Source organism: Vreelandella venusta (assembly GCF_015689495.1).
Taxonomy (GTDB): Bacteria; Pseudomonadota; Gammaproteobacteria; order Pseudomonadales; family Halomonadaceae; genus Vreelandella; species Vreelandella venusta.
Genome location: NZ_CP065135.1, coordinates 3,214,868 through 3,226,765, shown reverse-complemented (window position 1 = coordinate 3,226,765; position 11,898 = coordinate 3,214,868). Strand labels below are relative to the sequence as shown.

General features: G+C 52.2%; 11 protein-coding genes. 8 read left to right on the top strand and 3 right to left on the bottom strand.

Annotated features, from left to right (window positions below; translation table 11 throughout):
• Positions 1 to 74: 74 nt before the first annotated feature.
• The 6 genes from IR195_RS15175 to IR195_RS15150 all read left to right on the top strand — a co-directional run bounded on the left by IR195_RS15175 (position 75) and on the right by IR195_RS15150 (position 7,460).
• On the top strand, positions 75 to 1,586 hold the full coding sequence (locus IR195_RS15175; RefSeq protein WP_125750612.1) for a CoA-acylating methylmalonate-semialdehyde dehydrogenase: 1,512 nt from the start codon (positions 75 to 77) through the stop codon (positions 1,584 to 1,586).
• Between the two features lie 26 nt (positions 1,587 to 1,612).
• Positions 1,613 to 3,280, top strand: coding sequence for a GMC family oxidoreductase (locus IR195_RS15170; protein ID WP_206047982.1), 1,668 nt, complete (start codon positions 1,613 to 1,615; stop codon positions 3,278 to 3,280).
• 190 nt (positions 3,281 to 3,470) lie between these two features.
• On the top strand, positions 3,471 to 3,674 hold the full coding sequence (locus IR195_RS15165) for a cold-shock protein (protein WP_009101184.1): 204 nt from the start codon (positions 3,471 to 3,473) through the stop codon (positions 3,672 to 3,674).
• Between the two features lie 281 nt (positions 3,675 to 3,955).
• Positions 3,956 to 5,725: an SLC13 family permease gene (locus IR195_RS15160; protein WP_206047981.1), complete on the top strand. Its 1,770-nt coding sequence runs from the start codon at positions 3,956 to 3,958 to the stop codon at positions 5,723 to 5,725.
• A 73-nt stretch (positions 5,726 to 5,798) separates the two neighbouring features.
• Positions 5,799 to 6,464 (top strand): alpha/beta hydrolase, encoded by a 666-nt coding sequence (locus IR195_RS15155; RefSeq protein ID WP_125750603.1) that lies wholly within the window; start codon positions 5,799 to 5,801, stop codon positions 6,462 to 6,464.
• Positions 6,465 to 7,460 carry a YihY/virulence factor BrkB family protein gene (locus IR195_RS15150; protein ID WP_125750600.1) on the top strand — a complete coding sequence of 332 codons (996 nt, stop codon included), beginning with the start codon at positions 6,465 to 6,467 and terminating at the stop codon, positions 7,458 to 7,460.
• A 99-nt stretch (positions 7,461 to 7,559) separates the two neighbouring features.
• Here IR195_RS15150 and IR195_RS15145 read toward each other — a convergent pair whose 3' ends face one another.
• Positions 7,560 to 8,969: a PhoH family protein gene (locus IR195_RS15145; protein ID WP_125750597.1), complete on the bottom strand. Its 1,410-nt coding sequence runs from the start codon at positions 8,967 to 8,969 to the stop codon at positions 7,560 to 7,562.
• A gap of 196 nt (positions 8,970 to 9,165) precedes the next feature.
• Positions 9,166 to 10,035 carry a LysR family transcriptional regulator gene (locus tag IR195_RS15140; RefSeq protein ID WP_089039538.1) on the bottom strand — a complete coding sequence of 290 codons (870 nt, stop codon included), beginning with the start codon at positions 10,033 to 10,035 and terminating at the stop codon, positions 9,166 to 9,168.
• 107 nt (positions 10,036 to 10,142) lie between these two features.
• On the opposite strand from IR195_RS15140, the gene IR195_RS15135 reads away from it, so the two are divergent.
• On the top strand, positions 10,143 to 11,006 hold the full coding sequence (locus IR195_RS15135; RefSeq protein ID WP_089039537.1) for a cation diffusion facilitator family transporter: 864 nt from the start codon (positions 10,143 to 10,145) through the stop codon (positions 11,004 to 11,006).
• A gap of 25 nt (positions 11,007 to 11,031) precedes the next feature.
• Here IR195_RS15135 and IR195_RS15130 read toward each other — a convergent pair whose 3' ends face one another.
• On the bottom strand, positions 11,032 to 11,214 hold the full coding sequence (locus tag IR195_RS15130) for a DUF3008 family protein (protein WP_423250114.1): 183 nt from the start codon (positions 11,212 to 11,214) through the stop codon (positions 11,032 to 11,034).
• A 150-nt stretch (positions 11,215 to 11,364) separates the two neighbouring features.
• Here IR195_RS15130 and ybaK point away from each other — a divergent pair, with 150 nt between their 5' ends.
• Positions 11,365 to 11,841: a Cys-tRNA(Pro) deacylase gene (gene ybaK / locus IR195_RS15125; protein WP_146941979.1), complete on the top strand. Its 477-nt coding sequence runs from the start codon at positions 11,365 to 11,367 to the stop codon at positions 11,839 to 11,841.
• Positions 11,842 to 11,898 lie beyond the last annotated feature (57 nt).

Sequence of the window (11,898 nt, the reverse complement as noted above, 5' to 3'; positions counted from 1 at the left end):
TTGATTGCCTCGCAGGGCTGGTTAATCTGTCGATACTTAATTCGTTATTTTAATCTGCTTATAAAGGTAGCCACATGACAACAACCACTATTAACCATTTCATTAATGGGCAGATCAGCCAGGGAAGCTCGGGTCTTTCGCAAAACGTGTTTAACCCTGCGACGGGTAACGTTACCGGAAACGTGGTGCTCGCCTCTGCACACGATGTTGATAGTGCTGTGCAAGCCGCTAAAGCGGCATTTCCTACTTGGGCAGACACCCCACCCATTCGCCGGGCACGGGTAATGTTCAAGTTTTTGGAGCTGCTCAATACCCATAAAGATGCGCTGGCGGAAGCAATTACTAAAGAGCATGGCAAAGTGTTTACCGATGCCCAGGGCGAAGTTGCCCGGGGGATTGATATCGTTGAATTCGCTTGCGGTATTCCCCAGTTGTTAAAGGGCGATTATACGGAGCAGGTAAGCACCGGGATTGATAACTGGACCATGCGACAGCCATTGGGCGTGGTAGCGGGTATTACGCCGTTCAACTTCCCGGTTATGGTACCGATGTGGATGTTCCCGATTGCGATTGCTACGGGCAATACCTTCATCCTCAAGCCTAGTCCGCTTGACCCCAGTGCTTCGCTGATGATCGCCGATCTGCTCAAGCAGGCGGGGCTGCCGGATGGCGTATTCAACGTGGTTCAGGGCGATAAAGACAGCGTTGAAGCGTTGATCGACCATCCGGATGTTAAAGCGTTGTCGTTTGTTGGTTCTACGCCGATTGCTAACCTGATTTACGAGCGCGGCGCTAAGCACGGCAAGCGGGTGCAAGCACTGGGTGGCGCTAAAAATCATATGGTAGTGATGCCAGATGCCAACCTGGATAAGGCGGTGGATGCCCTGATTGGTGCTGCCTACGGCTCGGCGGGCGAACGTTGTATGGCAATCAGCGTGGCGGTGCTGGTGGGCGATGTGGCGGATGGTGTGGTAGCTCAGTTGGCTGAACGTGCCAAGGCGCTGAAAGTTAAGGACGGCATGCAGTTGGATGCGGAGATGGGGCCGATTGTTACCCGCCAGGCCCATGAGCGGATTACCGGTTACATCAATAAAGGCGTAGAGGAAGGCGCACACTTGGTGGTGGATGGCCGAGAGTTCGATGCTGCGCAAACCGGTGACGGCTGTGCTGAAGGCTTCTGGATGGGCGGCACTCTGTTTGATCATGTCACCCCTGAGATGACCATATACAAAGAAGAGATATTCGGCCCAGTGCTGGCTTGTATTCGAGTGCCGGATATTGCCACCGCCATTCAGCTGATCAATGACCATGAATTTGGTAACGGCGTGAGCTGCTTCACTGAGAGCGGTAGCGTTGCGCGGGAATTTGGCCGCCGTATTCAGGTGGGCATGGTCGGTATCAATGTGCCCATTCCGGTACCTATGGCGTGGCACGGTTTCGGCGGCTGGAAACGTTCGCTGTTTGGCGATACGCATGCTTATGGCGAAGAGGGCGTGCGTTTCTATACCAAACAGAAATCCATTATGCAGCGTTGGTCAGACTCGATTGATTCAGGCGCTGAGTTTGTGATGCCTACGGCGAAGTAACGCCATCAGGTTACGGGAACCAGTTCATGTCACATGCTGCTAATAATAACTTCGATTATATTGTGATCGGCGCAGGCACCGCAGGGTGCCTGATGGCTAATAGACTCAGCGCTAATCCAAATAATAAGGTGCTGCTAATTGAAGCGGGTGGGCCGGATAACTACCACTGGATTCATATCCCGGTGGGCTATCTTTACTGCATTAACAACCCGCGCACAGACTGGCTGTTTCGTACTGAGCCTGACAAAGGGCTCAATGGTCGCTCACTGATTTATCCTCGGGGTAAAACGCTAGGTGGCTGTTCCAGTATTAATGGCATGCTTTATCTACGTGGTCAGGCACGCGATTACGATCACTGGGCCGAGTTGACCGGCGATGATGCTTGGCGGTGGGACAACTGCTTGCCAGATTTCATGAAACACGAAAACCACCACCGTTTGGATGAAGGCGGTGATGGCGACGCCGATCATCGCCGTTATCATGGCCATGGTGGCGAATGGCGGATCGAAAAACAGCGCTTAAGCTGGCAAGTGCTAGATGATTTCGCTGAAGCGGCGGTGCAAGCGGGTATTCCGCGCACTGACGATTTCAATCGTGGTGATAACGAAGGCGTTAACTATTTTGAGGTCAACCAGCGCAATGGCTGGCGCTGGAATACTTCTAAAGCGTTTTTGCGGCCGATCAAGCAACGCACCAATCTAACGATCTGGCACTCTACCCACGTCAATCGTCTGCTATTTGAACCACAAGATGGCCAACCACGCTGCACGGGCGCTGAGCTTTTGCGTGAAGGCACAATGATCAACGTGACAGCCAATAAAGAAGTTGTGCTGAGTGCAGGCGCTATCGGTTCGCCACAGATTCTGCAGCTTTCCGGTATTGGCGCGCCGGAGTTATTACAACAACACGGTATTGAGGTGGTGTCAGCGCTACCCGGCGTAGGCGAAAACTTGCAGGATCACTTGCAGATTCGCTCCGTCTATAAAGTAAAAGGGGCAAAAACGCTGAACACTATGGCCAGTACTCTGTTGGGCAAAGCCATGATTGGTTTAGAATACGTGCTGAAACGTCGGGGGCCGATGAGCATGGCGCCTTCTCAGTTATGTATCTTTACGCGTAGTTCTGACGAGTATCAGCACGCCAACATTGAGTACCACGTACAGCCATTAAGCCTTGAAGCGTTTGGCCAGCCGTTACACGACTTCCCGGCGATTACTGCCAGTGTCTGCAACCTTAACCCTACAAGCCGTGGCTCGGTAAGGATCAAAAACCGTGATCCACAAACGGCGCCCGCCATAGAGCCTAACTACCTGAGCACCCAAGAAGACCGCAAGGTGGCGGCAGACTCATTACGGGTTACGCGGCGGATTGCCGAGCAGCAGGCATTTGCCAAGTATCAGCCAGAAGAGTTTAAACCTGGCTTGCAGTATCAAAGCGACGAAGAGCTGGCCAAATTGGCGGGCGATATTGGTACCACGATCTTTCATCCCGTTGGGACGGCGAAAATGGGCCGTGACGACGATCCGGACGCCGTGGTGGATTCCAAGCTGCGTGTCAAGGGGGTGAGCGGGCTGCGAGTAGTGGACGCCAGTATTATGCCGACCATTACCAGCGGTAATACCAACTCACCTACCTTAATGATTGCTGAGAAAGCAGCAGGGTGGATGGCAGTTGCGGATCAGTCATCATCCTGACATTTTTTTTCATCATTGTATTGACGTGCGGCTAAGTTAAGCGCATGCTGAATGCAGTTGGTTAGCAAGTCGAACGTTGTCAGCAGTATCGAAACGCCCAAGCGTTTAGTCTGGTGAAAGTTTCTTGTTCTACCCACTGCAACTCGGGTATTACCCGGCTCTACATCAAGCTACATCGAGGATTTCGATCATGGCAACTGGTACCGTTAAGTGGTTTAACGACACTAAAGGCTTCGGCTTCATTTCTCCGGACGACAATGGCGACGATCTGTTCGCGCATTTCTCTGAAATTCAAGCTGACGGCTTCAAAACTCTGCAAGACGGTCAGAAGGTTTCCTTCGACGTCACTCAGGGTAAAAAAGGCCTTCAGGCTTCTAACATCAAAGTTCTTTAATTAGAAACGATGATGTTCGCTGTTAGCGGTTAACGCTAATATGCTAAAAAACCCCGCGAAAGCGGGGTTTTTTGTTGCTGCTTAGTCAATACCCTGCACACGCCACACGCCACACGCCACACGCCACACGCCACACGCCACACGCCACACGCCACACGCCACACGCCACACGCCACACGCCTATATTCTTTTTTGTTCTTACTGTGTTTCTAAAAATAACTTTTTAGAATATCCTCGAGGCGGCACAATGCTCCTAAGATTTTAGGTTAGGGATGCAGGATATGTCGCTGGATGCTTGGATAGCCGTGGGGGTAGTACTCACTATCTTCCTGTTAATGACACTGTCTCGATTGGGGCCAGACATTATTCTGCTTGGTGCCGTCGTGGTGTTAATGACCTTAGGTGTCATTGACCCTCAGCAGGCGCTGGGCGGTTTTTCTAACAGTGGCTTGTTCACCGTGGCCTTTATGTATGTGCTGGTTGCCAGTATTCGTGAAACGGGCGGCATTGACCTGATTATTCGCTATGTTCTGGGGCGTCCTAACAGTGAACGGGGCGCGCTTGTTCGGCTGCTGTTACCCGTGGCATCGCTGAGCGGCTTTCTCAATAACACGCCCGTAGTGGCTACCTACATCCCTGCTGTCATGAGCTGGAGTCGGCGACTAAGACTTTCTCCTCAACGGCTGTTAATGCCGCTCAGCTTTGCTTCCATTCTCGGCGGTACCATTACACTGTTTGGTACCAGTACTAACTTGGTTGTGCATGGTTTGTTAGTAGAGCGCTATCCCGCGCTTGAGATGGGGCTATTTGATTTAGCGTGGGTAGGCGTCCCTGTTGCGCTGGTGGGGCTTGCTTATCTTATCTTCTTAGGGCCACGCTTATTGCCCTCGCGAGAGGGGATGTCAAAAGCGTTTGCTAACCCTCGCGAGTTCACTATCGAAATGGAAGTTGATCCTGCGGGAGTGCTGGTTGATCGTACGGTGGAAGAAGCTGGGTTACGCCATCTTCAAGAGCTTTTTCTAGTTGAAATTGAGCGTGCAGGTAATGTGGTGAGTGTGGTGGGGCCCGGCGAGCAGCTAAAGGCAGGTGACCGACTCGTTTTTGTGGGTACCTCGGATGCCGCTGTAGAGCTACAGCAGATTCGTGGACTCATCCCTTCTCGTGACGCCGCGTCGAGTTTGGAAAAAGAGTTTAAAGAGCGTCGCTTGGTTGAAGCGGTGGTATCGAACCAGTGCCAGTTTATTGGGCAGCGGATTCGTGATGGCCGTTTTAGAACGCTATATGGCGCTGCTGTCCTAGCAATCTGTCGTGGCGGCGAGCGGGTAACCGGCAACTTAGGTCAAGTCCGTTTGCAACCTGCTGATGTGCTGCTGTTAGAAGCGCGCCCTCCGTTCATTGAGCGCCATCGCCAATCGAAAGACTTTCTTTTAATTAGCGAGTTGAACGGCTCAGCGCGGCCTGTGCATGAAAAAGCCCCGCTGGCTTGGGCGATTTTGTTGGGGGCGGTGCTGTTGGCGGCATTAGGTGTCTTAAGTATGCTCAATGCTGCCATGTTGGGCGCGGCGCTCGCGCTGTTAACCGGTTGTTGTTCCGTGGGCGCTGCTAAGCGTGGCCTGGATACGCAAGTGTTGTTGACCATTGCAGCATCGTTCGGGGTAGGAGCTGCGCTACAAACATCCGGCGCGGCGGATTTCCTGGCGGGCAATGTTCTATCGTTGGTGGCGGGTAACCCGCTGTTGCTATTAATTGCCACTTATTGCGTCGTGGCAATGTTAACCGAGTTGGTAACCAATAATGCCGCTGCGGTGATCATTTTTCCGGTGGTCATGGCAGCAGCAGAAAGCCTGGGGGTTAACCCGATGCCCTACGTAGTGGCAGTAATGTTTGCTGCCTCGGCGAGTTTTTTAACGCCAATTGGTTACCAAACGAACCTTATGGTCCATGGTCCTGGCGGCTACCGGGTGAGTGATTTCTTGCGTGTTGGTGGTGGCTTAAACCTTTTGACAGGCGCCATTGCCTTAACCCTTATTCCACTGGTTTGGCCGCTTTAAGCAGGCAAATGACTCGCCCAACGCGTCACTTTACGCTAGGGTGGCGCTTTTAACGTTAGCAAGGAAAGAGCCCATGACAGCCCCAGGCGAACTGATTATTGAACCGCAAAATGGTCAACCCGCCGATGCGTGCGTGTTTATTATTCACGGGTTGGGTGCCGATGGGCACGATTTCGAGCCGCTAGTGCCAGCCCTGACGCTACCGGACTCAGCGCATGTGCGTTTTATTATGCCCCATGCGCCGCGCTTGCCGGTCACTATTAATGGCGGCATGGTGATGCCCGCGTGGTACGACATTCTCGCTATGGACTTAGGGCGTCGGGTAGATGAAGTGCAGCTGAAAACGTCTGCCGAACGTATCCAGGCACTGATTGAAGAACAGATTGATCAAGGGATCGACAGCCGTCGTATTATCGTCGCGGGTTTTTCCCAAGGTGGCGCAGTCGCGTATCAGGCGGCACTTTCGTTCCCTCAGCCTCTTGGCGGACTGTTGGCTATGTCGACCTATTTTGCGACGGCCGATAGCATCGATGTAGCTGAATCCAATCGTGAGATACCCATCGAAGTGCATCATGGGAATTTCGACCCTATCGTTCCTGAGACTCTGGGTCGCAGTGGTGTCGAACGCCTAAAAGAAATGGGCTACACGGTTAATTATCGCCAGTATCCGATGGCGCATGCGCTATGCCCGCAGCAGGTAAATGATATTGGCAAGTGGTTGAGCGAGCGGTTGGGCTAAGTGGGTAAGCAGTACCGTGGTCGTAGAGCTGGCGTACCTAGTGATATCCCTCGTGAGGGGTGGCTCGATATTATTTGGCGTGTAGTGCGTGCCGCACGTCGGGATCGGATTACTATCTTTGCCGCGGGCATCGCTTTTTATGCCCTGCTGGCGCTATTTCCGACCATTGCCGCCGTTATTTCTCTTTGGGGTTTGCTGTTTGATCCTGTTGAGGCAGGCCGCCAGCTTTACGAAATTAGCCGCTTTATGCCACCGGATGCGGCAAAATTGATTGACCAGCAGGCTCAAGAGGTGGTCGAGACGACAGAGTCTGGCAATGTGATGACAGCGCTTGCGGGGCTGTTAGTGGCCATGTACATCGCATCGAAAAGTGTTTCTGTGTTAGTGGTTGGCTTAAACGTAGTGTATGGCGAACACGAAAAGCGCCCGTTATTGCTGCGTGGTGTCGTGCTGGTATCGTTGACCTTTGGCTTGATCATAATGACGCTAGTGTCACTGGGGTTTATCGCCATTGTGCCGATAGTGGTGGATGCGCTGACGATTGAGCCACCGCTGGATAGTATTTTGAAATGGCTGCGTTGGCCCGCGCTGCTGTTACTGATGAGCGTGCTTATTGCTTTGCTGTATCGTTACGCGCCTTATCGGCGTTCTGCCCAGTGGCGCTGGTTAAGCTATGGCACGCTGTTTGCCACCACTATGTGGTTATTAGGCTCAGGCGGCTTGTCGCTTTACGCACGTTACTTTTCTACCTTTAGTGAGCTGTATGGCTCTCTTGGTGCTGTTGTGGCGCTAATGCTGTGGTTTTGGCTGTCAGCGTTTGTGGTGCTGTTTGGCGCCGAACTTAACTGCGAAATGGAGCGCCAGACCTGCAACGACACAACGGTGGGAGCTGCTCGCTCTATTGGCGAACGTCAGGCATTTGCTGCCGACACGGTGGGTGTGGAAAACCCCTGGAATAGCGAAAATGTTGATGCGCGACACCAACAGCGGGATTAATAAACCTGTAAATAATAGCCACTAAACAACACCGCCCAGCCAAGCTGGGCGGTGTTGTTTAGTGGAAGTGTGAAATCGGTAGGGTTTTTGCGGCAAACGTTACAACAGCTCTTCGGCAGCCAGCGCCAAGCGTGAACGTTCAACGCTTTTCAGGGTGATGTGCCCTGCATGTGGCCAATCCCTGAATCGTTCGACAACAGCCGCCATGCCACAGGTGTTAGCGGTGAGGTAGGGCGTGTCGATCTGGCCCACGTTGCCTAAACAGACAATTTTGGTATTTCGACCCGCTCGGGTTACCAGTGACTTCAGTTGTTTGGGGGTGAAGTTTTGTGCCTCATCAATGATCAAGAACGTATCGTTTAAGGTACGCCCACGCATAAAGCTCGGTGCGCGAATCTGTACCCTAGAGCCAATTAACTGCCGAGTCGCACCATTATCCCAGCTAGATTCCCCTTCTTCGTTACGCAATAGGTTGTCCATATTGTCGTGGAAGGCGCCCATCCACGGTGACATTTTCTCCTCTTCGGTGCCTGGTAAGAAACCAATATCTTCGCCCATGGGGATCGGTGCACGGGTAAACACAATGCGCTCAAATAGTTTGGCATCCAGTGTTTGCTGGAACGCTGCGGCGAGTGTCATAAAGGTTTTGCCGGTGCCTGCATTACCAGCAATGGTGACCAGATCAATGTCTGGGTCCATCAGTAGGTTGAGGGTGAAGTTTTGGCGGCTGTCATGAGCATGAACGCCCCATACGCCCGCATGGTGACGGTAGTTGGTAAGTAGCTGAAGTCGGGCAGATGACGGCGAAAGCTCACGGACAATGGCTTCAAACTCAGCGCCATTTTCGCTATCGGAGACCAGCATGCCGACATGCCAATGGCGAGGCATGCTGCCACTTAGCTGATAAAAGGTGTGGTGGTCGACACGTTCAACGGTGACGTCGACATTGAGCGCTTCCCACAGCGAAGCACCATCTTGTCCGGCAGTGGCGTAAACCTGTGCGCCTTCAATCATGGCATCGCTGTCAGAATAGGCGCGATCATTCAGGTAATCTTCCACCGGCACTTTTAGCGCGGCAGCTTTCACCCTCAGGTTGATATCTTTAGTGATCAGGATGACGGAAGCATCCGGACGCTCATCGCGTAACCGGCAGGTTTCCGCCAGAATACGGTTGTCGGGGTTGTCATCAAGGGAGTCGAAGGGTTTAAGGTCGTTGTAGCACAAAAAATGGAGGCGGCCTGATTCTCCGCTGATGCGAGGAATAGGAATGCCTTTCTGGATTTCGTCGAAGGTGACTTGGCTGGTTAAATCGGAAAGCGTACGGCTAATTTGGCGCGCCGTACGGGCGATCTCTCTGATGCCGTTTTTATGCTTGTCTAGCTCCTCGAGAACAGTCATGGGGATAACAACGTCGTGCTCATCAAAATGGTAGAGCGCGGCGGGGTCGTGGATAAGGACATTCGTGTCTAGGACATACAGCCTAGTCGCTTTCTTATCGAGTCGTACCATCGTGGAAACTACTCCTTAGTTGACGGCAACATCGACACTGGCAGATGCACTTTACGCTTAGATGACACTCACCTGTGCCGGTTCTCTAGCGTGTCCTTTTGATCTCCTTATGTAGCACTTTTTTACAAGTTCCTTAACAGAGTGGAAGGCATAAGCAATTTTTTCCAATGCTCTATTTCAACGTTATGACAAAGTATCACCGAGTCGTGCCTAAAAAGCGTGACACCTTGGTTAGCAGCGCGGTAGCGACCACGCCCAGGCTTTCACCTTCTACGTAGCGATAATAGTGGCTGTCCAGGGCGAGATCATGATTTAGCGCGCAAAGCTGATGGCTTTCTATGGCTTCTTTCACTAATGGATAGGGTAGTAGTGCCCAGCCAGTGCCATTGATAGCGGCATCGCGAATGACCTCGAACATGGTCAGCCCTAGGTAGTTTGTCGAAAAAAGTGCCTCACTGACTAGCTTATCGCCCTGCTCATAGGTTAAGCACACCTGAGTATATTGGGCGAGATCATCGCGGGTAACGCTGGGTAAGCGGCTTAGTGGGTGCGACGTTGCCGCTACTAAGCACATGCTCACCGGGGCTAGATTACTAGCACTTACGTCGGCCCCTTCAGCGGTATACAAGCCAAAGGCGATATCGACGGTTTGGCGAAGGACGAACTGTGGGTGCTCTTGAGGAGGCAATAAATATACCGAGATGGCCGTAAGCGGATAGCGCTGCTTTAAATCGTGCATGACTTGTCGCCAAAATGCTTCAGGCAACGCATCATCCCTGGCAATGCACAGCTGGCTTTCTACGCCTTGCAGGTGCTGTTGGCAGTGTTTTTTTATTCGGCTGGCACTTGTCAGCAGGCGGTAGCAGTCCGGCAGCACGCTTTCTCCTACCGCCGTGAGCTGTAGGCTATTGCCTGAGCGCTCGAACAGCACGACCCCTAGGCTATCCTCTAAAGCATTCACTGTGGCACTGAGGGTGCTGCGCTTTATCCCTGTGTGCCGCGCGGCCGCTGCAAAGGAGCCGTGCTCAGTAACGTCAATAAACGCCTGCACTTGTTCTGCGCGCATAGGTTACTCCGTGGAGAGCCAAAAAAGTTGGCGCTGAGCGATTGGTGAAACGTGAGTGTACTCACTATTATGCGCTGGGTTTAACACACTTTACTGGAGTATTTCGCGTGACCCCCTTTGTCGCCGAGCGTCGTGCGCTCAGATTCTCTGCTGTCTCAGCCAGCCTGTTTGCCTTTACCGGTCTTGCGCTTGGGCTTGCCAGTGGATCAATTACTGTTTTATTCGATAGTGGCTATTCGCTATTAAGTTTAGTGCTGGCATCGCTGTCGTTGTTTGCGTTACAGCAAGCGAGCAAACCTGCAGATGATCATTACCCCTTTGGGCGGCTGACCGTAGAGCCGTTGGCTGTACTGCTTAAAGGCGTAGTGATCGCGTTAGTGTGTCTGTTCTCAATGGTGTCTGCTGTGTGGAGCCTTGCACAAGGCGGGCGGCTGGTAACGTTAGATCTTGCGCTGATGTTTGGCGTGGTGAATGTGGCAGGTTGTTTACTTTCTTGGTGGTGGTTGAAGCGCTATGCCCGAATTGCGCGTTCATCACTGCTGGCCGCCGAGCTGCGCCAGTGGCAAATGGACACATGGCTGAGTGCCGCTGTGATGCTGGGCTTTGCGCTTACGTGGGGGTTAACGTTTACCCCTTGGGCTCATCTAGCGCGTTTTGCTGACCCTGTGATGGTACTGATTATCGCCGGATACTTCTTACCAATTCCTATTCGCATGGTACGCGGTGCGCTGCGCGAATTGATGTTTGGCAAACCATTAGACAGCGTTCGTCAGGACGTAGTGCAAGAGGTAGCAGATTTTGATATTACCAACGAAGACGTGCGTTTAGCCCAAGTTGGTAGTTTTTTAATGGTAGATATTCAGTTAGATAAGCAGCAAATCAATGATGCTGAAGAAATTGTCGAAAGTGTGGAGCAGCATTGTAAGCTGCGTAACTTGCGTGCAGTGACCAGCATTACATTAGTTACTTAATCCCCCGGCTTTTTGCTAGTAACGTTTAGTTACTTACTCTCTTTTGAGGTTTATCTTTGCGCTGAGTGCTTGCCATCCCTTCAAGTTCCTCTGCGCTCTTGGAGCCATGCATGTCTTTGGATATGTCTTTGGACAGATCTTTGGACAGGCCTTTGGAAGCGTCATAACGTTCGCTAGGCTTTTTTTCACCACGCTTGGCAGAAAGCACCGCCCCCGCAGCTTTCTGCTGTGCTTTGGAAGTTGCTTTAATATCACTGACGCCTGTCAGTTGACTTTATTAAACCAATCACGATATTAAACTTGTTAGAGAGAAGTGTCCTTTTCAGACGAGCTGATGATGTTAACTTAAGAGAATTACATGACACCGGCGATTAATAGCGCGAAACATGCAGGCATTGCGTTTCAGATCCATGAGTATCAACACGATGCTGCTGCGCAATCTTACGGGCTGGAGGCAGCTGAAAAACTGGCTGTTGCCGCTCAGCAAGTGTTTAAAACCTTGGTCGTTACCCTAGATGGTAAGCAGCTGGCCGTTGGTATTGTACCGGTCACCAGTCAACTGGGGTTAAAGCAAATTGCTAAAGCGGCAGGGGCGAAAAAAGCGGCAATGGCGGCGCCCGCTGACGTGGAGCGGGCCACAGGGTATGTGCTTGGTGGCGTTAGCCCGCTGGGCCAGAAAAAGCGTCTGCCTACGTTTATCGACGACTCGGCGCAGACATTTTCGACACTTTATGTAAGCGCGGGGCGACGTGGGCTGGAGATTGAGCTGACTCCGAACGACTTAGCAGCGTTATGCCAGGGGCGTTTTGCAGCGCTAGCAACGGCTCTTTCCTAATTTCTGATCTACTATCTAGGGGGCTAGCAACCACTCATCTATGAGCCTAGTAGCCGC

Bases quoted from the DNA above. Each gene is read 5' to 3' on its own strand.
- IR195_RS15175 (WP_125750612.1), top strand. From the start codon at position 75: ATGACAACAACCACTATTAACCATTTCATTAATGGGCAGATCAGCCAG.
- IR195_RS15170 (WP_206047982.1), top strand. From the start codon at position 1,613: ATGTCACATGCTGCTAATAATAACTTCGATTATATTGTGATCGGCGCA.
- IR195_RS15165 (WP_009101184.1), top strand. From the start codon at position 3,471: ATGGCAACTGGTACCGTTAAGTGGTTTAACGACACTAAAGGCTTCGGC.
- IR195_RS15160 (WP_206047981.1), top strand. From the start codon at position 3,956: ATGTCGCTGGATGCTTGGATAGCCGTGGGGGTAGTACTCACTATCTTC.
- IR195_RS15155 (WP_125750603.1), top strand. From the start codon at position 5,799: ATGACAGCCCCAGGCGAACTGATTATTGAACCGCAAAATGGTCAACCC.
- IR195_RS15145 (WP_125750597.1), bottom strand. From the start codon at position 8,969: ATGGTACGACTCGATAAGAAAGCGACTAGGCTGTATGTCCTAGACACG.
- IR195_RS15140 (WP_089039538.1), bottom strand. From the start codon at position 10,035: ATGCGCGCAGAACAAGTGCAGGCGTTTATTGACGTTACTGAGCACGGC.
- ybaK (WP_146941979.1), top strand. From the start codon at position 11,365: ATGACACCGGCGATTAATAGCGCGAAACATGCAGGCATTGCGTTTCAG.